The following is a 19783-nucleotide window of genomic DNA, read 5'->3' on the forward strand; positions in this document are numbered from 1 at the left end:
ATGGCAACTGTGTTCATGCGAATGCGATTTTATCCCGGATGACAGCGTTGAGGACGACGAGGAGCTTCCTTGCGACGGCGATGATAGCGAGTTTCTTGGACCCTGAGCGGGCGGCAAGTGCGCTGTAGAAGGACTTGAACCGGCCACAGGTTCTGATGGCCGTGAGGGCTGCCATGTAGAGGGCACGGCGCACGCGTGATCGCCCGCCCTGGATCTGGCTCCTGCGGTTGAGCTTGCCGCTCTTGTTGTCGAACGGGGCAAGGCCGGCGAGCGCGGCGATCGCCTTGGGCGAACGCTGGCCGAGCTCGGGCAGGAGCGCCAGCAGGCAGAGCGCGGTGGTCTTGGAGACACCGGGCACGGAGACCATCAGCGCGTGGTCGCGGGCGGTGTCCTGGTTTTGGCGAATGACTTCGGCAATCAGGCTCTCGAGCGCTTTGATGCGGCTGTCGAGGTAGGCGATCGTTTCTTCAAGGTCCGCAATGACGATCGCCTCGAAAGCCTCGGCGAGGTGCTTCTTCAGCGTTGCCCGCGTATCGACCAGGTGATCGCGGTGGCGGGCAAGCGATTGAAGCTGCTCGACTTCTTCGCTCGGCGCCGGCTCGGCTTCAGGCTGATAGCGACGGCCGTAGCCGCTCAGCATCCTGGCGTCGAGAGGATCGGTCTTGGCCCGCCGTCTCGTCGACTTCGCATAGTGGTGGGTATGGGCCGGGTTGTGGCGCGAGAACGGCACGCCGGCCTTGGCCAGCGCATGGCGCAGCAGCCGGTCATGCACCCCGGTCGCCTCCATGACGACAAAATCCCGACTGGGATCAAGGCCCGCCACATAGGCTGCTATCGCATCGGCCTGGTTGTCGATGCGCTGGCACCGACTGCTTGTCTCATCAAAAAAATCGAGCCACTGCTTGGAGATGTCGCAGCCGACATAGTTCTGTACTATCATGTCCACGCCTCTTCCTGTGGTGCGGGGTCTGCTTGGTACAGCCCCGTGCAACTGTTCAGGTTGATGGTTCACCGGTGGGAAGGGACCGGGCCATGCCACGGCCTGTCCGAAAGGACGACCAGGATCCACTCGGTCTCCTTCCCACTTCAACCATACACCGAAACCAACACACAGGATCCTCGGGTCTGCGCTCCGCTTCGCGTCGCTCCGCCCGTGGATGACGAAGTTGGGGAGGCTGCGGCTATTCGCGAACGCTGCGCTGGCCTGCGTTATCCATCACTCCGACGATCCAGTTCGACCCTAGGCAGTCTTTTCAGGTCGAATCGTTTCCTGTTTGGTAGGCCGATCCAAGGAACGGGAGGACGACGTGCCGGATACATGGATTGAGACCTTCCAAGGCGAGCGTCAGCGTCAGTTATATGATCTCTACAGCAAGGAATGGTGGACAACCGGGCGACAGCTTCAAGATGTCATCAGGATGGTTGAACATTCCGATTTAGCAATCGGCCTTTGCTCGGATAATGACCAGTTGATCGGATTCGCCCGCGTGCTGACAGATTACACATTCAAGGCGATGATTTTTGACGTGATCGTGCGTTCTGATTTTCGTGGGAAGCGACTTGGACAGGCAATGATCAATCGGATCATCGACCACGAAAAGCTGAGAGAAGTGCGCAGTTTTGAACTCTATTGCCCCGACAACCTCATCCCGTTCTACAGCAAACTGGGCTTTGCAAAAGGGACCGCAAGTCTCTTATTTCGAGAGCGGTAAGGGCTCGTTTGCTGGCCGTGCGCCGGGCGCTGATTGAGTTTTGCCCTACGCATGCATGCGGGCGCCCTTGGTGATCTTGTCGACCAGCTTCTTTTCGGCGCGCAGCGCGATGCCGACGATTTTTGCATCGTCCGGGGCGGATTCGGCGAAGACGGCGCGGTTGGCGACATCATGGCCGGTCGCGAACATCTCCTCGACATAGGCGGATGTCGTCACACCGCGCTCCAGCGCCCGACGATGGATCGCATTGAGCGTAGGGCCGTCAGCGGAAAGCACGATGGCGGGCTGGATCGAGAGCGGGTTGTAGAGATTGCCGGCGCGGTCGCGATAGGGCTCGCCGATGACCCCAGGAAACTGCGCGACGATGCCGCTGGTGACGAAGGCGGTGACGTTGAGTTTCTGCCAGACGGCGAGGTCTTCCCTCAGAACGATTGCAAATTTCGTATCGAACACCAAAATGTCTCTCCGGGATTTGGCCCATGACGGGCATGGATGAGGCGATGGCGCTGGGTCTAGGCGGCGAGACGCTCGAAGGTCTTGAACGTTCGTGCGCGGATGCGACCACCACCGGAGACAGGATCGTTTCGGCGCCGGGCGGCCTGGGCCTCGAACGCATCGAAGCGCGCTTTCACGGCAACGCCTTTGAACTGCACCGGCACGACACCTATGCCATCGGCGTGACCTTGCAGGGCGTGCAGCGCTTCCACTATCGCGGCGCGCTGCAACACAGCCTGCCCGGCCAGGCGATCGTGCTGCACCCCGACGAATTGCATGATGGCGGCGCCGGCACGGAAGATGGCTTACGCTACCGGATCCTGTACCTGGAGCCGTCCCTGCTGCTCGACTGCCTGGATGGCGAGCCGCTGCCCTTCGTCCGCGACGCCGTCGTCGACGATCCTCGCTTGCGCGAAACGCTGCTGTCGGCGCTGGCGCCGCTGGACGAAGAGCTCGGCGACCTGTTCGTGGCGGATTTCGTTGCGCAGCTGGCGCAACACCTTCAACGCCACGCCGGACAGCCGGCAAAGTCAACGGGCAAGACCGCATGGCGCGCCGCGGCACTTGCCCGCGACTATCTGGAGGAGAATGCCGAACGGCCGGTGCGCTCCGACGAGCTGGAGGCCGTTACCGGCCTCGACCGCTACGCGCTGTCGCGGCATTTTCGCGCGACCTATTCGACCAGCCCGCATCGCTTCCTTTTGATGCGCCGGCTGCAAAGGGCGCGGCGCATGATCGCCGAGGGAGAGGCGCTGGCGGAAATCGCCGCTGCCGCCGGCTTCAGCGACCAGAGCCATTTCAACCGGCATTTCAAGAAGGCGTTCGGAATGACGCCGGGGCGTTGGGCGGCTCTGGTGAGGCGCGACGCGTAAGCGCGACGCGTAGCGTCGTCGCTCAACCGCGAGGCGTTTGGTGATAGCGCATAGGCGCGACGCGCAGCGTCGTCGCCCTTTCCGCTAAGCCGCCGATGCTTGGGTGGTGCCTTACCAACGCCTCGCGTGGAGCTACGACGCTGCGCGTCGCGCTTACGTCGCTCGAGACGACGCTTCGCGTCGCTCGTTAAATGGAAACGCCTCGCGTGAAGCGATGACGCTGCGCGTCACGCTTCATCCAGCTCCGCGTCGTCGTCGATCAGCACCAGATCTTCGTTCGACAGGTTCGCCTCGATGCGGGCGAGCAGCTTGAACAGCGCCTTCTGGTCCTTCTTGTCGAGGCCCCTCAGCGCCTGCTTCTCGGTCTTCTTGACCGACTTCTCGATGGCGCGGATGGTTTCGCGGCCGGACTCGGTGAGGAAGATGTGTGCCTGGCGGGCGTCGGCGTTGGAGGCGCGTTTTTCAAGGAAGCCCTGCGCCTGCAGCCGGTTGATGGTCTTGGTGATCGTCGGCGGACGCACGCCGAGCCGGCCGGCGAGGTTGCCGGGCGTCTGGCCGTCCTCGCGATCGAGCGCCAGCATGATCTGGTCCTGGCCGGCATAGAAACCGTGCGCCAGAAGCCGCGCCGCGAGCGCCGTGCGCGCCAGCCTTGCCGCCGAATGCAGCCGGCTCATTGTCGCTGTCTTGTCCGCCTTGGCCATGGTCATCCCCTCTTCGGCCGAACCGGCGCGGGCAGCATAGAGGCTGTCCTGCGGTTGGCAAATGACGATCTCTAAGAATCCGGCTTGCGAAACGCTTTGCCGGCAAGCATTGCGGTGCCCGCGCAGGTGATGCCAGATGTTTATTTCAGTTAGATGACAAACGACTTTTGAGCCGGCGAGATTCACCGCGGAAGCTCGCAAAGGCCATTTGGCGCTCACGTGGCTCCTTCGTTTGGCCGGCCCCGACCGCCGCCGATCCGTCTTCGGCGCCACCGCGATTGGAGGGTCCGACTGGCTCATCGGTTTGGCGCGTGCAAAAGCGTGGCACCCATCCTATATGAGGCCGACAATCCAAGATTTTCGAGGCCAAGACTTTCGAGGCAAGCCATGAGCGATGCACAGACACAAATCCCCGTAACCGTTCTCACCGGCTATCTCGGCGCGGGCAAGACGACGCTGCTCAACCGCATCCTGTCGGAGAACCACGGCAAGCGTTACGCCGTCATCGTCAACGAGTTCGGCGAGATCGGCATCGACAACGACCTGATCGTGGAATCCGACGAGGAGATCTACGAGATGAACAATGGCTGCGTGTGCTGCACGGTGCGCGGCGATCTGATCCGCGTCGTCGAAGGCCTGATGCGGCGGCCCGGCCGCTTCGACGCCATCGTCGTCGAGACCACGGGCCTCGCCGATCCGGTGCCGGTGGCGCAAACCTTCTTCATGGATGACGACGTGCGCTCCAAGACCAAGCTCGACGCGGTGGTGGCGCTGGTCGACGCCAAGCACCTGCCGCTGCGCCTGAAGGATTCCAAGGAGGCCGAGGACCAGATCGCCTTCGCCGATGTGGTGGTGCTGAACAAGACCGATCTCGTCACCCCCGAAGAGCTCGAAAAGGTCGAGGCCACGATCCGGGCCATCAACCCGGCGGCCAGGATCCATCGCACCCAGCGCGCCGGCGTGGCGCTGGGCGAGGTGCTCGACCGCGGCGCCTTCGATCTTTCGCGCGCGCTGGAGAACGACCCGCACTTCCTCGAGGCGCACGACCACGATCATGACCACGATCACGACCACCATGATCGTGACGGTCACGATCATCACCATCATCACGACCATGCTTCCGACATCCATGACGTGACGGTGAAGTCGGTGTCGCTGCGCGGCGGCGAGATGGATCCGAAGAAGTTCTTCCCCTGGATCGAGAAGGTGACCCAGATGGAAGGACCGAACATCTTGCGGCTGAAAGGCATCATCGCGCTGAAGGGCGACGACGACCGCTATGTCCTGCAGGGCGTGCACATGATCCTCGAAGGCGACCACCAGCGCGCCTGGAAGGACGGCGAAAAACACGAAAGCCGGCTGGTGTTCATCGGCCGCGACCTCGATGCCGATCGGCTCAGGAAGAGCTTCGAAGCCTGCCAGGTGGCTTGATTTCCTGATCTTCTCCTTCTCCCCTTGTGGGAGAAGGTGGATCGGCGCGCAGCGCCGAGACGGTTGAGGGGTGGGTGACAGATTACCGTCTTGCCAAGCTGGAACACCCCTCATCCGACCTCGCTTCGCGAGGCCACCTTCTCCCACAAGGGGAGAAGGGAGAGCCGAGCGCCGGCACCCCTCTTCCTGTAATCCAGGGCGGGTTGAGACCCGTTGCTCAACCCCTTAAGGAAAGGGCAGGAATCTCAAATGGATTAGCTGCCATGCCGACAGTCGCCCCGCTTGATCTCGAAGGCCATTGCGTCGCCGCCGTTTTTCTCAACGACGTGCCGCATTTCGCCTTGGCCGACGGGGCGATCCACCGGCTCGATAATGGCCACAAGACCGTGCGGGCCAATGACGGGCTGCTTGCCGCCTTTCACGATGCGGCCAACGACCGGCTGATCACCGGCGGCGAGGACGGCAAGGTGTTTGCCGTAAAGGCCGGCGGCGAGGTGAGCGAACTCGCCAGCGCCGGCAGGAAATGGGTCACCAGCGTCACCGCCGGACCACAAGGCGCGATCGCCTATGCCTCGGGCAAGAACGCTTTCGTGCGTTTCGCGGACGGCAAGACCAAGGAATTCACGCATCCGCGCTCGGTGGAGGGGCTCGCCTTCTCGCCCAAGGGCATGCGCTTCGGCGTTGCCCGCTACAATGGCGCGACGCTGCATTTTCCGGCCGCCGAAGGCAAGCCGGTGGAGCTCGAATGGGCCGGAGCCCATACGGGCATCACGTTCTCGCCGGACGGCGCTTTCCTCGTGACCACCATGCAGGAGAATGCGCTGCACGGCTGGAAGCTTGCCGACGGCAAGCACATGCGCATGAGCGGCTATCCCGGCAAGGTCAAAAGCCTGTCCTGGAGCGTCAAGGGCAAATGGCTGGCGAGCTCGGGGGCGCCGGCGGCGATCGTCTGGCCCTTTTCAGCCAAGGACGGGCCGATGGGCAAGGCGCCGCTCGAGCTCGGCACACGCGGCAACACCATGGTGACCTGCGTCGCCTGTCACCCGAGCCAGGATGTCGTGGCCATCGGCTATGAGGATGGCATGGTGATCGCGGCGCGTTTCGCCGACGCCAAGGAAGTGCTGCTGCGCCGCCCGGGCAAGGGCGCCATCACCGCGATGATGTGGGACAAGGAAGAGCGCCGCATCGTGTTCGGCAGTGCCGCCGGCGATTGCGGCGTGATCGATATCACGGCGTAGGCAGTAGGGAATAGGCAGTAGGACTTAGGGACGACGACACCACTGCCTACTGCCCTACTGCCCTACTGCCCTACTGCCCTACTGCCCTACTGCCCTACTGCCTGAGCCAACGCCCGCCCCCCGGCGCGGCCAATTGCGGTTTTGCAAACCGGTTGGCAGAGTGCCGCGCCAGCAGAGGGGTTTTCATGCACGGCAGCGACACGTCAAAAACATCCATCGGCGGCATCGACATCGCTCGTATCGCCGAATTGCGCGACACGGAAGCGGCCGCCTTCCGCAAGGCGCGGCCGAAATCCGAGGCGAAGCTTGGCAACGGCATTGCCGGCTTCCTGGGCGGCGTGCCGATGCATTGGATGACCGACTGGCCGACGCCATTCCCGATCCTGGTCGACGGCGCGAAAGGCGCCACCATCACCGATATCGACGGCAACAGGCTCGACGATTTCTGCCTTGGCGACACCGGCTCGATGCTCGGCCATTCGCCGCCGGCGGTTGCCCGCGCAATCCGCCGGCAGTCCGGTCGTGGGCTGACCTACATGCTGCCCAGCGAGGATGCGCTGGCGATCGGCCCGCTCCTGCAGCAACGCTTCGGCCTGCCCTACTGGCAGATCGCCACCACCGCCACCGACGCCAACCGTTTCGCGCTGCGCGTCGCCCGCGCGGTGACCGGCCGCGAGAAGATCCTTGTCTTCAACGGCTGCTATCATGGCTCGGTCGACGAGACGATGGTGCGGCTGATCGACGGCATCGCGGTCAACCGGCCGGGCCTCGCCGGCGAATTCCGCGATCTCACGCGGGCGACCAAGATCATCGAGTTCAACGACATTGCCGCGCTCGAGGCCGCACTGGCCGACCGCGACGTCGCCTGCGTCATCACCGAACCGGTGCTGACCAATTCTTGCATGGTGCTGCCGGGACCCGGTTTCCATGACGCGCTGCGGCGCCTTACCCGCGCGGCGGGCACGCTGCTCCTGATCGACGAGACGCACACCATTTCGACCGGGCCGGGTGGCTATACAAGCAAGCACGGGCTGGAGCCGGACCTGTTCGTGCTCGGCAAACCGGTCGCGGGCGGCGTGCCGGCCAGCATCTGGGGCATGAGCGAGGAAGTCGCCACCCGCTACGGCGCCTACAACCGGACCAAGGAGCCCGGCTATTCCGGCATGGGCACGACACTGTCGGCCAATCCGCTGCAATTCGCGGCGATGCGCGCGACGCTTGAAGAGGTGATGACTGAGGCGGCCTACGCCCATATGGACCGGCTGGCGCGCCGCCTCGACGCCGGGCTCTGCGCGGTCATCGACCGTTATCACTTGCCATGGCACGTCGCACGTGTCGGGGCGCGCGTCGAGTTCATCTGCGCGCCCGGGCCATTGCAAAATGGCGGCGAGGCCGAGAAGGCGCATGCGCCGGAGCTGGAAGCCGCCATCCATGTGGCGCTGGTCAATCGCGGCGTATTGATCGCGCCGTTCCACAACATGATGCTGATTTCGCCGGCAACGACGGCAGCGCAAGTGAGCCGGCTGATCGCCGCCTTCGCCGCTGTTGCAGCCAGGCTGACGGCGTGAGAAAAGCGGCGATGGACAATCCCAACGCCGTTGCGACCTCCCCCTCAGGCTCGACACCCGCCGAGGCGAAGGCCTTTCTCGATGCTCATCCCAAGATAGAGGCGTTCGACGTCGTGCTCACCGATGCCAACGGCATCGGCCGCGGCAAGATCGTGCGCCGGCACGAGTTGATGGGCATTTTCGAGAACGGCCGGCATCTGCCTATCTCGATCCTCGGCCTCGATATCACCGGCGAGGATGTGCACGAAACCGGGCTGGTATGGGACACCGGCGACGGCGACCTGCGGGCATGGCCGATCCCCGGCACGCTGGTGCCGCTGCACGGCACCAAGCCTGCGCGCGGCCAGGTGCTGATGTCGATGCACCACCTCGACGGCCAGCCGATGACCTCCGACCCGCGGCTGGTGCTGGCAAGGCAGGTGGAACTGCTGGCGGCGCGCGGGCTGCATCCTGCCGGCGCCTTCGAGCTGGAGTTTTTCCTGCTGTCCAATGAGCGCGATGCCGATGGCAAGGTGCAGGCGGCGCGCGCGGTGCTCGACGGCCGCCGCTCGGCCAAGACAGAGGTCTATTCGGTCGACCATCTGCACGGCATGGAGCCGCTGTTTTCCGACATCTACGCCGCAGCCAAGGCGCAAGGCATTCCGGCGGAGACCGTGATCTCCGAATACGCGCCCGGCCAGTACGAGCTGACGCTGAACTACCGCAAGGACGTGATGCGGGCGGCCGACGACCTGATCATGCTGAAACGGCTGGTGCGCGCGCAGGCGCGGCGGCATGGCGTCACCGCATGCTTCATGGCCAAGCCCATCGAGGCCTATGCCGGTTCAGGCATGCATTTTCATGTCTCGCTGCAGGACGGTGCGGGCCGAAACGTCTTCACCGAGGCTGCCGGCGAAAAATGGTCATTGAGCCTGCTCAACGCGCTTGGCGGCCTGATCCACACCATGGCGGAATCGATGCTGGTGTTTGCGCCACACGCCAATTCGTGGCGGCGCTTCGTCTCGCAATCCTACGCGCCCGTGGCGCCGAGCTGGGGCGTCAACAACCGCTCGGTGGCGCTGCGCGTGCCGGCTGGCGATGCCAAGAACCGCCGCATCGAGCATCGGCCATCCGGTGTCGACGCCAATCCTTATCTGGTGGCGGCGACGGTGCTGGCCGGCATCGTCAAAGGCCTCGACGAAGGGCTGGATCCAGGGCTTGAGACAACCGGGAACGGCTACGAGCAGGCAGCAGGGGAATCGACCATGCCTGCCGACTGGCGCGCCGCGATCGAGGCGGCCAGAGCCTCGGATTTCCTGAAATCGGCGCTCGGCGCCGACCTGCACCGGACTTTCGTGGCGATCAAGCAGGCGGAATATCTGCGCGTCGCGCGCACCGTCAGCGAGCTGGATTACCACCTCTATCTGCACGAAGTGTGAGGATCGGGAACCATCGCCAGGCTCGCCCATTTCAAGTTTGAGGCGGGCGAGACGGAACGATGGCAACAACACCAGCAGCCTTGCAGCATGAAGCGAAGCGTCCAGCCGGGCAGATTCCCGCACCGGAGGTAGCTGCAGGGGGAGATGCCCTCTCCATCGATGAGGCGCGCGAGGCGGCGAAAGGCTGCCGACGCTGCCCGCTTTGGCGCGACGCGACGCAGACCGTATTCGGCGAAGGGCCTGAAAGCGCCGAGGTGGTCTTCGTCGGCGAGCAGCCCGGCGACCAGGAGGATCTGGCCGGCAAGCCTTTTGTTGGTCCGGCGGGAAGAATCCTCGACGCCACGCTGGATGATGCCGACATCGAGCGACGGAAAACCTACGTCACCAACGCCGTCAAGCATTTCAAGTTCGAGCCGCGCGGCAAGCGCCGCATCCATTCCAAGCCGAATGCCGGCGAGATCCAGGCCTGCCGCTGGTGGCTGGACAAAGAGCTCGACCTCATCAAGCCGCAGGTGGTGGTGGCGCTCGGCGCGACGGCGGCGCAGTCGCTGCTCGGCAAGGCGGTGCCGGTGCTGAAGCGACGCGGCGAGGTAATCGAGCGCGACGACGGCTTGCGCGTGTTCATCACGATCCACCCCTCGCTCATCCTGCGCATCCGCGAGCCGGCGGACAAGGACGCTGAGCGCGAGCGGTTTCTGAAGGATATGAGGAAGGTGAAGCAGCTGATGGCGGCGTGATCGATCGCGCAGCCTTGGGGGCTAGCCAAGGCGCCCGTCGCTTCGTCATCCACGGGCAAAGCAAGGAGCGAAGCGACGCGCACGGACCCGAGTATCCATTCCGATACGACTTCTGCGGGGCTCTGTGCTACCTAACCAGAATCGCCCTCAGATCGTTCACATTCGTGCCGGTCGGCCCTGGCACGAACAGATCACCGACCGCGTCGAAGGCCGTCCAGGCATTGTTGCCGGCAAGCATTGCCTTGGCGTCGACGCCCGCCGCGCGCATGCGCGACACGGTCGAGCCGTCGGCGAAGGCGCCGGCGTTGTTCTCCGAGCCGTCGATGCCGTCGGTGTCGGCGGCCAGAGCGACGATGCCGCCCACGCCGTTGATGCCGATCGCGAAAGCAAGCAGGAATTCGGAGTTGCGGCCGCCTTTGCCCTTGGTGCCACCAATTGGGGCGCGAAGCGTCACCGTCGTCTCGCCGCCTGAAAGAATGAGCACCGGCTTGGCAAAAGGCCGGTTGCGCGTCGCCACCTCGCGGGCGATCGCGGCATGGACGCCGCCGACCTCGCGCGCCTCGCCTTCGATTGAGTCCGAGAGGATGACGGCCTCGATGCCTTGCCGCCTTGCCTCAGCTGCGGCAGCTTCCAGCGACACGCCGGCCGAGGCGGTCAGGTGCACTTCGTTGCCGGCGAAGCGCGCATCTTCGGGACGTGGCGCATCGGCGGCCGGCGACTGGATATGCGCCATGACGGAGGCCGGCAGCTTCATGCCATAGGCGGCGATCGAGGCCAGCGCATCCTCGCGGCTGCCGGTGTCGGGGACGGTCGGACCCGAAGCGACCAGCGCCGGATTGTCGCCCGGGATGTCGGAAACGACCAGCGACACCACTCGCGCCGGATGGGCGGCAGCGGCAAGGCGCCCGCCCTTGATGGTCGAGACATGCTTGCGGATGGTGTTCATGGCCGCGATCGGCGCGCCGGAGGCAAGCAGCGCCTCGTTGACGGCGATCTCATCGGCCAAAGTCAGGCCGGGAGCGGGAGACGGCAGCAGCGCCGAGCCCCCGCCCGAAATCAGCGCCACGACCAGATCGTCGGCGGTTAGGTCCCGCACCTTCTCCAGCAGCCGGCGCGACGCCTCGAGGCCGGCGGCATCAGGCACCGGGTGCGCTGCCTCGATGATCTCGATGCGCTCGCATTTCGCGCCATAGCCGTAACGGGTGACGACCAGCCCGTCGATCGGACCGTCCCACACCTTCTCGAAGGCGGCGGCCATCTGCGCCGAGCCTTTTCCCGCGCCGATGACGATGGTGCGGCCTTTCGGCTTCGCCGGCAAATGATTGCGGATCGTCTTTTCCGGATCGGCGGCGGCGACGGCGGCGTTGAAGATCGACGTGAGGAGGCTTTTCGGGTCGGTCATTTTTCTTCCGGCGGCAGCGCGAGCCCGCTCGCATCGATGCCGAGATGGGCGCAGAGCGCGTCGACGACGACGCCGTGATCCTCGCGCTCCGGCAGGCCCGAGACGGCGATGACTCCGATGACCCCAGCGCCCTTCACGGTGACGGGGAAGCCGCCGCCGGCAAGCACATAGTCGGCAATGTCGAGCGCCTCGCCGACCTTGAAGGTGCGGTCGTGACGCTGCTGCTCAAGCACGAGCCGATAGGTGCTTCTCAGATAGCGCTTCACGACATTGATCTTGCGGCGCGCCCAATCAGGATTGGAGGCGTTGGAGCCCGGCATCGCGGCATAGAAGAGCGGCCGGTCGAAGGTCCTGATGTCGACGATAATCGGCAGGTTTTCCTTCAGCGCCCGGTCCCTGATGGCTGAACCGATCTTGAAGGCGACGGCCTCGTCGAAGGCCGGGAAGACCAGCGTGGCTTCCTGTTTCTTGATCAGAGCGATGTCGTCGGCGGTGGCCATGGCGTTCCCCTGTCAGCGTCGAAGCACGCTTTGGCCGATGACTGACGCCGGGTCAAGCGAAGAGCGCATCGCAGTTCACGCGACAATCGCGCTCTTCGCCTGCCGCCCCGCCACATAGACCTCGCGCACGGCGCGGTCGTCGCCCAGCGTCTGCAGCAGGAACAGCTCCTCGGCCAGCGTTTCCGCCGTCTCCATCCTCAGCCGCATGCCAGGCGTGGCGTGAGCGTCGAGCACGACGATGTCGGCATCGGTGCCTTCGTCCAGCGTGCCGACCTTGTCGGACACGGACAACGCCTCGGCATTGCCGCGCGTCAATTGCCAGAAGGACTGGAACGGATTGAGCTTCTCGCCGTTCAGCGCGATCACCTTGTAACCTTCATCCATGGTGCGCAGCATCGAATAGTTGGTGCCACCGCCGACATCGGTCGCCGCCGCGATCCGAAGCGGCTTCTCGCGCCGGCGATAACGCTGGTAGTCGAACAGGCCGGAGCCGAGGAAAAGATTGGAGGTCGGGCAGAACACCGCCACCGAGCCCGAGGCCGACAGCGCATCGGCTTCGCGTTCCGACAGGTGGATGCAGTGCCCGAACAGGCTCTTTTTACCGAGCAGGTCGTAATGCTCATAGACGTCGGTATAGTCGCGCGACCAGGGGTAGAGTTCCTGTGTGAAGGCGATCTCGGCGTGGTTCTCCGACAGATGCGTCTGCATGTGGAGATCGGGATGTTCCCGGCAAAGCGCGCCGGCCATCTCCAGTTGCTCGGGCGAGGAGGTGATGGCGAAGCGCGGCGTGATGGCATAGAGCTGGCGGCCCTTGCCGTGCCATTCGGCGATCAGCGCCTTGGAGTCGTCATAGCCGGTTTGCGGCGTGTCGAGCACGGCGTCCGGCGCGTTGCGGTCCATCATCACCTTGCCCGCGATGTTGAGCATATTGCGCTCATGCGACTCGGCGAAGAAGGCTTCCGCCGACGATTTGTGCACCGAGCAATAGGCAGCGACCGTCGTCGTGCCGTGTCGCAGCATCTCGTCGAGGAACAGCCTGGCGATGCGGCGGCCGTGCTGCGCATTCTGGAATTTCGATTCTTCCGGGAAGGTGTATTTGTTCAGCCAGTCGAGCAGTTCGGCGCCGTAAGACGCGATGATCTGCATCTGCGGGAAGTGCACATGCGCGTCGATGAAGCCGGGCAGGATGAGATGCGGGCGATGGTCGATCGTCTCGACGCCCGCGCCCGCCTTCTTCGCGACCTCGGCATAGGGTCCGGCGGCAACGATCTTGCCGTTGTCGATCAGCAGCCCGCCATCCTCCTCGTAGCGCCAGGCTGAATGGTCGTCTATCGCTTCGGGCCAACGCAGGAAGGAGAGCGTGCGGCCGCGCAATAATTTCATTGTCATGCTTATTTTCCGGCGCCTTCGAACCAGGCCACAAGCAAGGCTCGCTCCTGGTCGGTGATATGGCTGACGTTGGCTGGCGGCATGGCATGCGCCCGGCCGGCCTGGATATAAATCTCGCGGGCGTGCTCGGCGATGCGCTCATCGGTGTCGAGCAGCACGCCCTTCGGCGCATGGTAGATGCCTTCATAGACCGGCTCTTCCGTGTGGCACATCGAGCAGCGGCCGAGCACGGTGTCGCGAACGGCCGGGAAATGGGCCGAAGCGATATAGACCTGCGCAGCGGCGGAGGCAGCCGAGGTCTTCGGCTCGCCGGTCAGCACTTTCGGCACCGTCGACAGCCAGATGATGATCATGAACAGCACGGCGGCGCCGAGCCACGTCCAGGTCGGATTGCCTTGTCGTGCATGCACCGTGTTGAAATAATGCCGGATCAAGACGCCGACGATGAACACCAGCGAGGCGATGACCCAGTTGAACTCAGTCCCGAACGCCAGCGGGTAGTGGTTCGACAGCATCAGGAACAGGACCGGCAAGGTCAGGTAGTTGTTGTGCAGCGAGCGCTGCTTGGCGATCTTGCCGTATTTCGGGTCCGGCTTGCGGCCGGCGATAAGGTCGGCGACGACGATCTTCTGGTTCGGGATGATGACCAAGAAGACATTGGCCGACATGATCGTGGCGGTGATGGCGCCGAGATGTAGGAAGGCGGCGCGGCCGGTGAAGAGATGAGTGAGGCCCCAGGCGATGAAGACCAGCACGCAATAGAGCACCAGCATCAGCCCGGTGTCGCTTTTGCCGAGCGGCGAGCGGCAGAGCAGATCGTAGACGATCCAGCCGACGCCGATGGTGGCCATCGACAGCAGGATGCCGACCGGCACCGAGATGTTGAGCACGTTGGGATCGATCAGGAAGAGATCGGCGCCGGCATAATAGACCACGCAGAGCATGGCGAAGCCCGACAGCCAGGTGGCATAGGATTCCCATTTGAACCAGGTGAGATGCTCCGGCATTTCGGCCGGCGCCACCAGGTATTTCTGGATGTGGTAGAAGCCGCCGCCATGCACCTGCCATTCCTCGCCGAAGGCGCCGGCGGGCAGGCCGGGACGCTGGCGCAGGCCGAGGTCGAGGGCGACGAAATAGAAGGACGAGCCGATCCAGGCGATACCGGTGATGACATGCAGCCAGCGGACGGCGAAACTCAGCCAATCCCAGAAAATCGCGAAATCCATCATCGAGTAACCCCTGGGAAATTGCCCCCGCCGATTGAGTGACTTTACGAGGTGGAGCGCAAACGAAAAGAGGCGAGGTATGCGATGACTTTCAAAAAAAATTGGAAAATACTAGGCTTGCCCTACGCCGCCGCTTGAGAGCCACGAAAAGCCAATGGCCTATCTCGACAACATCGCCGTCTTCGTCCGCGTCGTCGAGCTCGGCAATCTGTCGGCCGCTGGGCGCGACATGCGCCTTTCGCCGGCGGTCGCCTCCAACCGCATCAAGGAGCTGGAGAAGCATCTGGGCGTGCGATTGTTCAACCGCACGACAAGGCAGTTGATGCCGACAGAGCATGGCACGGTGTTCTACACCGGCGCCAAGCAGGTGCTGGATGCGATCACCGAGGCGGAAGCCGCGGTCGCGGCGCTTTCCGGCCAGCCGCGCGGCACGATCCGCGTGACCGCGCCGCTCGGCCTCGGCCGGCGGCTGGTTGCCTCCGGCATCCCGGATTTCCACGATAAATACCCTGATATCGAGGTGCGTCTGCGGCTCTCCGACCACAATGTCGACATCATGAAGGAAGGCATCGACGTCGCCTTCCGGCTCGGCATCATCGAGGATTCGAGCCTCAGGATGCGCGGAATCATGGAATGCGAGCGCGTGCTGGTGGCGGCGCCGAAATATCTTGAGGCGCGGGGCGAACCGGCCGAGCCGCAGGAACTGATCGGCAAGAAGCACGATTGCCTGATGCTGCGCTACGCCGGCGCACGCGAATATGTCTGGACGCTGCAGACGCCGAGCGGCCCGCAGAAATTCGAGGTGCACGGCCCTTATGACACCGATGACGGCGATGTGCTGACCGGCTGGGCGCTGTCGGGGCGCGGCATAATCAACAAGCCGCGCTTCGAGGTCGAGCCGTTCATCCGCGACCAGCGGCTGAAGGTGATCCTGGCCAAGACGCCGCCGACGCCGGTGCAATTCGCCGCCGTCTATCCGCACAAGAAGCTGCAGGACCCCAAGGTGCGGCTGCTGCTGGACTTCATGGCCGAGCGCTGCCAGCGGCTGATCAAGGATCTTCTCGCGGGGAAGTGAGGGGCCGTGGCGTTGCATGCGTCGGGATTGGCCGAAGCCTCCGTGACGTGGTCATCCACGGGCCGAGCGATACGAAGCGACGCGGCGCAGACCATAGAATGACTACGTGATGGGCGTTGACTGCCGGCAAGTGACAGGCTGGTGGCCCACTCGATCCCGTTGCCTTACGCGAGGGCGGACCTAGGTTGATGGCCAGACGGCTGCCCGAGTTTCAAGGCAGCCGAAGGGCCGCATTATGCATCTCGCCGTTTCGCTTAACATTGCTTCCGCCGCCGGGCAGGCTTCCCTGACATTTGCGGAGTTCGCCGCCTTCGTGCGGCAGGCCGAGGCGGCAGGCGTGGATATGGTCATCATTTCCGACGCAACGGATGGGCCGTCGAGCAGCCCGTTCGAGGCGACGACGCTGCTTGCCGGCCTGGCGACCGTGACCGACAGGATCGGCCTCGTCGCCAGCGCTTCGACGCTCGCGCACCAGCCCTACAATCTGGCGCGTCGCTTCGCTTCACTGGACATCATCAGTCATGGTCGCATCGGCTGGAATGCAACGCTGAGGCAAAATCCGCGCGAGGCGGCAAATTTCAGCCGGCCCGAAGGCTTTTCGGACGATGATTTCCGCCGCCGTGCGGAAGAATATATCGGCATCGTCCAGGGGCTATGGCGGGGCTGGGACCCGGGCGCGCTGCTGTTCGACAGAGGGGGCGGCCGGTTCCACGATCCCGGCAAGATGCATTTCCTCGATCACAAGGGCGAGTTCTTCTCGGTACGCGGGCCGCTCAATGTCGCCCGCTCGCCGCAGGATACGCCGGTTCTGGTCATGTCCGGCCTGACGGAAGCAGATCTCGATTTTGGCGCCAAGGTCGCTGACGTCATCATGCTCGACGACGTGGCACCGGCAGACGCAATGGCCGCTTGTAACCGCCTGAAACGCCGGGCGGTCACTGCCGGACGCGAGCCGGAAGCGCTGAAGGTGCTAGTCACTTTCCCCGTTGGACCTGAATTCAGCACAGAGAGGCTGGACCGCTGGTTCGCCGGGCAAGCCTGCGATGGTCTGAACCTCACTTTGCCGGCTGATCTTTCGGCAGTCGGCGACTTCACCGATCGCGTGCTGCCGGACCTTCGTCGCCGAGGCCTCGCCCGCTCTGCTCATGCCGAGGCAACGCTGCGTGATCATTTCGGACTTGGCGCGGGGGGCGGACAATGAGCGCGCGCCAGATGAAGCTCGGCCTGTTCCTCTGGGCAACCGGCCACCACATTGCCGCCTGGCGTCATCCGGATGCTTATGTCACGGCCGGCATCGACATCGACCACTACATAGCGCTGGCGCGCACGGCGGAAGCGGCGAAGTTCGACATGGTGTTCTGCGAGGACGCGGCGGGCCTGCGCGAGGCCAATGTCCAAATCGCCAGCCAGACCTCGCGCTCGATCGGTTTCGAACCGATCAGCCTGCTTTCGGCCCTCGCCGCAAAGACGGAGCGCATCGGTCTCGTCTCGACGGCATCGACGAGTTACAACGAACCCTATGGGCTGGCGCGAACCTTCGCCTCGCTCGACAATCTGAGCGGCGGACGGGCCGGTTGGAACCTTGTCACCTCAGCAAGCCCCATCGAGGCCGCGAATTTCCGCGCGACCGGCCTCAGACCGCATGCGGATCGCTATGCCCGGGCGCGCGAGTTCGCCACCGTCATCGCCGACCTGTGGAACCGGCGCGCCGCCGGCCATGACGGCGAGAGCTTTTCGGTGCGCGATCCGCTCGACATACCGCCCTCGCCGCAAGGCGCGCCGGTCATGGTGCAGGCCGGGGCTTCGGACGACGGCAAGGATCTTGCCGCGCGAACCGCCGATGTCGTGTTCTCGGCGGCGCAGACTTTCGAGGACGCAAAAGCCTTCTATGACGACCTCAAGGGGCGGCTCGCCGCCTATGGACGGCAGCCGGAGGACGTCAAGATCATGCCCGGCGTGGCGCCGATCGTCGCGGCGACGAAAGCCGAGGCGCAGGCAAAATACGATGCGCTGCAGGAATTGATCCCCGACGATGTCGGCGTGGCGCTGCTCTCCAGCTATCTCAGCATCTCCGATCTTGGGCGCTATCCGATCGATGGGCCGCTGCCGGAGCTGCCGGAGAGCGAAGGCATGAAGAGCCGGCAGGCGCTGGTCATCGAGCAGGCGCGCCGCGACGGGCTCTCGATCCGTGAGCTCGCGCGTTACTTTGCCGGCGCGCGCGGCCATTGGCGCGTCGTCGGCACCGCCGAAGAAATCGCCGACGAATTGCAGGCCCGTTTCGAGGGCGGCGCGGCCGACGGCTTCAACGTCATGCCGTCCTGGTTCCCGGGCGAGCTCGACGCTTTCGCGACGCTGGTGGTTCCGGAACTGCAGCGGCGAGGCCTGTTCCGCAAGGACTATGAAGGCCGCACGCTGCGGGAGCATCTCGGCCTAAAGCGGGCGATCTAGATCGGCTTAGTCCATCAAACGGGCCGTGCCCGAAACCCTAATCGAGCTGCCAGCCGCAGGCGGAATGTCGGCATGCAGCCGAGAGCGCATGCCCATGTCCTCGCCCTGGACGATGTCGATCGCGCCGCCATGCGGCCAGCCGAGATCGCGCAGATAGCCGGCAAAGGCAGCGGTCGCGGCACCCGTCGCCGGGTCCTCATAGACACCGCCGGAAGCGAATGGATTGCGCGTGTGGAAGAGGCGCGGCGTTTCGGCATAGGCGAGCAGGATTGTGACCAGGCCTTCGCGCCGCATGAAGGACTGGCCTTGCTTCAGATCATAAGCCATGGCGGCCAACGCCTCGCGAGACTTCAGCGCCAGCACGAGATGATCGGCGCCACCATGGATGAGCGCCGGCGGAATGGCCGGGTCGAGGTCGCCTGGCTGATAGCCGAACAGGGAGATCGCCTCGCCGACCAGTTCCGACGAAGCCGGCCCGCTGCGCGTCGGTGGCGACTGCAGGGCGGCGGCAAAATTGGCGCCATCGCGAAAACCGTTGACCGTTATGTTGGCCTGGTTGAGGGTCAGCTTGAAAATGCCGTCACCGAACTTTCTGACCAGCGCCGCGCCCAACGCGATGGTGGCGTGGCCGCAGAACGGCACTTCCGATTCCGGCGAGAAGTAGCGGACGCGCCAGCTTTCACCTTCGGGCGCGGCAAAGGCGGTTTCCGAAAAGCCGACTTCGGCCGCGACGCGCTGCATGTCCGCGGCATCGGGCAAAACGTCGCCGATCACCACGCCGGCGGGATTGCCGCCGGTGTTCCCATCCGAAAATGCCGCTATGCGCAAAACGTCCATGTCGCTCGCCTCGTGTTGGTCAGGCGCGCAGAAAACACGGTTCGACCCGGTATGGGAAACGAAGAAAGCGACGAGCAGCTGTGAGCGGCAGTCATATCTGCGGCCGACACTGCGGCTCTTCGATCCAATGCGGAACGAAAATCGACCGATCGCCGTTTTGACGATCGGCGGTCATTCTGGCCGCCTCTTCAGCTTCACCAAGCGACGCAGCGCGACAGGAGCCGACCATGGACGCCATCGTCACCAAGAACGACCTCAAATCCGATGCCAAGAAGGAATCGATCGATCTGCTGAACGCCCGGCTTGCCGATGCCATCGACCTGGCGCTGATCACCAAGCAGGCGCATTGGAACGTCAAGGGCCCGCAGTTCATCGCCATCCACGAGATGCTGGATGAATTCCGCGAGGAGATCGACGGTCATGTCGACATCATCGCCGAGCGCGCCGTCCAACTTGGCGGCACCGCGCATGGAACTTCGCAGGAAGTGTCCAAGGCGACCAAGCTGAAGCCCTATCCGACCGACATCCACAAGACCAAGGATCATCTGGCGGCACTGATCGACCGCTATGCCGCGGCCGCCAAGCTGGCCCGCGAAGCCATCGACGAGGCGGACGACGCCGGCGACGCCGATACCGCCGACATTTTTACCGCCTATTCGCGCTCGCTGGACAAATTGCTGTGGTTCCTCGAAGCGCACACCCAGGAGAAGGAATAGCCAACCAGCCACCCGTTC

General features: G+C 64.2%; 19 protein-coding genes. 11 read left to right on the forward strand and 8 right to left on the reverse strand.

What is annotated here, in order from left to right; translation table 11 throughout:
- Window positions 1-13: 13 nt before the first annotated feature.
- On the reverse strand, window positions 14-940 hold the full coding sequence (locus YU3_RS0127205; RefSeq protein WP_027167584.1) for an IS110 family transposase: 927 nt from the start codon (window positions 938-940) through the stop codon (window positions 14-16).
- A 367-nt stretch (window positions 941-1307) separates the two neighbouring features.
- On the opposite strand from YU3_RS0127205, the gene YU3_RS0127210 reads away from it, so the two are divergent.
- The gene (locus YU3_RS0127210; protein WP_027169174.1) at window positions 1308-1712 is read left to right on the forward strand and encodes a GNAT family N-acetyltransferase; all 405 of its coding nucleotides are present in this window, start codon (window positions 1308-1310) and stop codon (window positions 1710-1712) included.
- Window positions 1713-1757: 45 nt separating this feature from the next.
- On the opposite strand, the gene YU3_RS0127215 is transcribed toward YU3_RS0127210, so the two are convergent.
- The gene (locus tag YU3_RS0127215) at window positions 1758-2165 is read right to left on the reverse strand and encodes a DUF2000 family protein (RefSeq protein WP_027169175.1); all 408 of its coding nucleotides are present in this window, start codon (window positions 2163-2165) and stop codon (window positions 1758-1760) included.
- A gap of 47 nt (window positions 2166-2212) precedes the next feature.
- On the opposite strand from YU3_RS0127215, the gene YU3_RS0127220 reads away from it, so the two are divergent.
- The gene (locus tag YU3_RS0127220) at window positions 2213-3079 is read left to right on the forward strand and encodes an AraC family transcriptional regulator (protein WP_027169176.1); all 867 of its coding nucleotides are present in this window, start codon (window positions 2213-2215) and stop codon (window positions 3077-3079) included.
- 227 nt (window positions 3080-3306) lie between these two features.
- Here YU3_RS0127220 and YU3_RS0127225 read toward each other — a convergent pair whose 3' ends face one another.
- Window positions 3307-3780: a MarR family transcriptional regulator gene (locus YU3_RS0127225; RefSeq protein WP_027169177.1), complete on the reverse strand. Its 474-nt coding sequence runs from the start codon at window positions 3778-3780 to the stop codon at window positions 3307-3309.
- 387 nt (window positions 3781-4167) lie between these two features.
- On the opposite strand from YU3_RS0127225, the gene YU3_RS0127230 reads away from it, so the two are divergent.
- The 5 genes from YU3_RS0127230 (at window position 4168) to YU3_RS0127250 (ending at window position 10172) form a co-directional block, all read left to right on the forward strand.
- Complete coding sequence (locus tag YU3_RS0127230) at window positions 4168-5211, forward strand: GTP-binding protein (RefSeq protein ID WP_027169178.1); 1044 nt, start codon at window positions 4168-4170, stop codon at window positions 5209-5211.
- Window positions 5212-5474: 263 nt separating this feature from the next.
- Window positions 5475-6449 (forward strand): WD40 repeat domain-containing protein, encoded by a 975-nt coding sequence (locus tag YU3_RS0127235; protein WP_027169179.1) that lies wholly within the window; start codon window positions 5475-5477, stop codon window positions 6447-6449.
- A gap of 185 nt (window positions 6450-6634) precedes the next feature.
- Complete coding sequence (locus YU3_RS0127240) at window positions 6635-8017, forward strand: aspartate aminotransferase family protein (protein ID WP_027169180.1); 1383 nt, start codon at window positions 6635-6637, stop codon at window positions 8015-8017.
- Between the two features lie 11 nt (window positions 8018-8028).
- The gene (locus tag YU3_RS0127245) at window positions 8029-9435 is read left to right on the forward strand and encodes a glutamine synthetase family protein (RefSeq protein WP_027169181.1); all 1407 of its coding nucleotides are present in this window, start codon (window positions 8029-8031) and stop codon (window positions 9433-9435) included.
- A 59-nt stretch (window positions 9436-9494) separates the two neighbouring features.
- Window positions 9495-10172 (forward strand): UdgX family uracil-DNA binding protein, encoded by a 678-nt coding sequence (locus YU3_RS0127250; RefSeq protein ID WP_027169182.1) that lies wholly within the window; start codon window positions 9495-9497, stop codon window positions 10170-10172.
- A gap of 127 nt (window positions 10173-10299) precedes the next feature.
- On the opposite strand, the gene YU3_RS0127255 is transcribed toward YU3_RS0127250, so the two are convergent.
- The 4 genes from YU3_RS0127255 to YU3_RS0127270 all read right to left on the reverse strand — a co-directional run bounded on the left by YU3_RS0127255 (window position 10300) and on the right by YU3_RS0127270 (window position 14692).
- On the reverse strand, window positions 10300-11574 hold the full coding sequence (locus YU3_RS0127255; RefSeq protein WP_027169183.1) for a glycerate kinase: 1275 nt from the start codon (window positions 11572-11574) through the stop codon (window positions 10300-10302).
- Window positions 11571-12074 (reverse strand): heme-degrading domain-containing protein, encoded by a 504-nt coding sequence (locus tag YU3_RS0127260; RefSeq protein ID WP_027169184.1) that lies wholly within the window; start codon window positions 12072-12074, stop codon window positions 11571-11573. The genes YU3_RS0127255 and YU3_RS0127260 overlap by 4 nt, the downstream gene beginning before the upstream one ends.
- 75 nt (window positions 12075-12149) lie before the next feature.
- A complete protein-coding gene (gene guaD, locus YU3_RS0127265; protein ID WP_027169185.1) occupies window positions 12150-13463 on the reverse strand; it encodes a guanine deaminase in 1314 nt (437 codons plus the stop codon).
- Between the two features lie 2 nt (window positions 13464-13465).
- Window positions 13466-14692, reverse strand: a complete 1227-nt coding sequence (locus YU3_RS0127270) for a urate hydroxylase PuuD (RefSeq protein ID WP_027169186.1) — start codon at window positions 14690-14692, stop codon at window positions 13466-13468.
- A 151-nt stretch (window positions 14693-14843) separates the two neighbouring features.
- Between YU3_RS0127270 and YU3_RS0127275 the strand changes: the two genes are divergently transcribed.
- From YU3_RS0127275 to YU3_RS0127285, 3 genes are all read left to right on the forward strand, one after another.
- Window positions 14844-15764, forward strand: coding sequence for a LysR family transcriptional regulator (locus YU3_RS0127275; RefSeq protein ID WP_027169187.1), 921 nt, complete (start codon window positions 14844-14846; stop codon window positions 15762-15764).
- A 235-nt stretch (window positions 15765-15999) separates the two neighbouring features.
- Complete coding sequence (locus YU3_RS0127280) at window positions 16000-16965, forward strand: LLM class flavin-dependent oxidoreductase (protein WP_027169188.1); 966 nt, start codon at window positions 16000-16002, stop codon at window positions 16963-16965.
- Window positions 16962-18212, forward strand: a complete 1251-nt coding sequence (locus YU3_RS0127285) for an LLM class flavin-dependent oxidoreductase (protein ID WP_027169189.1) — start codon at window positions 16962-16964, stop codon at window positions 18210-18212. Before YU3_RS0127280 ends, YU3_RS0127285 begins: the two co-directional genes overlap by 4 nt.
- Before the next feature lie 6 nt (window positions 18213-18218).
- Here the strand turns inward: YU3_RS0127285 and YU3_RS0127290 are convergent, their stop codons facing one another.
- Window positions 18219-19049 carry a PhzF family phenazine biosynthesis protein gene (locus YU3_RS0127290; protein WP_027169190.1) on the reverse strand — a complete coding sequence of 277 codons (831 nt, stop codon included), beginning with the start codon at window positions 19047-19049 and terminating at the stop codon, window positions 18219-18221.
- 227 nt (window positions 19050-19276) lie between these two features.
- Between YU3_RS0127290 and dps the strand changes: the two genes are divergently transcribed.
- Window positions 19277-19765 (forward strand): DNA starvation/stationary phase protection protein Dps, encoded by a 489-nt coding sequence (dps, locus tag YU3_RS0127295; RefSeq protein ID WP_027169191.1) that lies wholly within the window; start codon window positions 19277-19279, stop codon window positions 19763-19765.
- The last annotated feature ends 18 nt before the right edge of the window (window positions 19766-19783 follow it).

It is taken from the genome of Mesorhizobium sp. WSM3224 (assembly GCF_000427725.1).
Lineage (GTDB): Bacteria > Pseudomonadota > Alphaproteobacteria > Rhizobiales > Rhizobiaceae > Mesorhizobium.

Excerpts from the sequence above, each read along its gene's own strand:
- YU3_RS0127205 (WP_027167584.1), bottom strand. The coding sequence starts at position 940 with ATGATAGTACAGAACTATGTCGGCTGCGACATCTCCAAGCAGTGGCTC.
- YU3_RS0127220 (WP_027169176.1), top strand. The coding sequence starts at position 2,213 with ATGGCGCTGGGTCTAGGCGGCGAGACGCTCGAAGGTCTTGAACGTTCG.
- YU3_RS0127225 (WP_027169177.1), bottom strand. The coding sequence starts at position 3,780 with ATGGCCAAGGCGGACAAGACAGCGACAATGAGCCGGCTGCATTCGGCG.
- YU3_RS0127230 (WP_027169178.1), top strand. The coding sequence starts at position 4,168 with ATGAGCGATGCACAGACACAAATCCCCGTAACCGTTCTCACCGGCTAT.
- YU3_RS0127235 (WP_027169179.1), top strand. The coding sequence starts at position 5,475 with ATGCCGACAGTCGCCCCGCTTGATCTCGAAGGCCATTGCGTCGCCGCC.
- YU3_RS0127240 (WP_027169180.1), top strand. The coding sequence starts at position 6,635 with ATGCACGGCAGCGACACGTCAAAAACATCCATCGGCGGCATCGACATC.
- YU3_RS0127245 (WP_027169181.1), top strand. The coding sequence starts at position 8,029 with ATGGACAATCCCAACGCCGTTGCGACCTCCCCCTCAGGCTCGACACCC.
- YU3_RS0127250 (WP_027169182.1), top strand. The coding sequence starts at position 9,495 with ATGGCAACAACACCAGCAGCCTTGCAGCATGAAGCGAAGCGTCCAGCC.
- YU3_RS0127255 (WP_027169183.1), bottom strand. The coding sequence starts at position 11,574 with ATGACCGACCCGAAAAGCCTCCTCACGTCGATCTTCAACGCCGCCGTC.
- YU3_RS0127260 (WP_027169184.1), bottom strand. The coding sequence starts at position 12,074 with ATGGCCACCGCCGACGACATCGCTCTGATCAAGAAACAGGAAGCCACG.
- guaD (WP_027169185.1), bottom strand. The coding sequence starts at position 13,463 with ATGACAATGAAATTATTGCGCGGCCGCACGCTCTCCTTCCTGCGTTGG.
- YU3_RS0127270 (WP_027169186.1), bottom strand. The coding sequence starts at position 14,692 with ATGATGGATTTCGCGATTTTCTGGGATTGGCTGAGTTTCGCCGTCCGC.
- YU3_RS0127275 (WP_027169187.1), top strand. The coding sequence starts at position 14,844 with ATGGCCTATCTCGACAACATCGCCGTCTTCGTCCGCGTCGTCGAGCTC.
- YU3_RS0127280 (WP_027169188.1), top strand. The coding sequence starts at position 16,000 with ATGCATCTCGCCGTTTCGCTTAACATTGCTTCCGCCGCCGGGCAGGCT.
- YU3_RS0127285 (WP_027169189.1), top strand. The coding sequence starts at position 16,962 with ATGAGCGCGCGCCAGATGAAGCTCGGCCTGTTCCTCTGGGCAACCGGC.
- YU3_RS0127290 (WP_027169190.1), bottom strand. The coding sequence starts at position 19,049 with ATGGACGTTTTGCGCATAGCGGCATTTTCGGATGGGAACACCGGCGGC.
- dps (WP_027169191.1), top strand. The coding sequence starts at position 19,277 with ATGGACGCCATCGTCACCAAGAACGACCTCAAATCCGATGCCAAGAAG.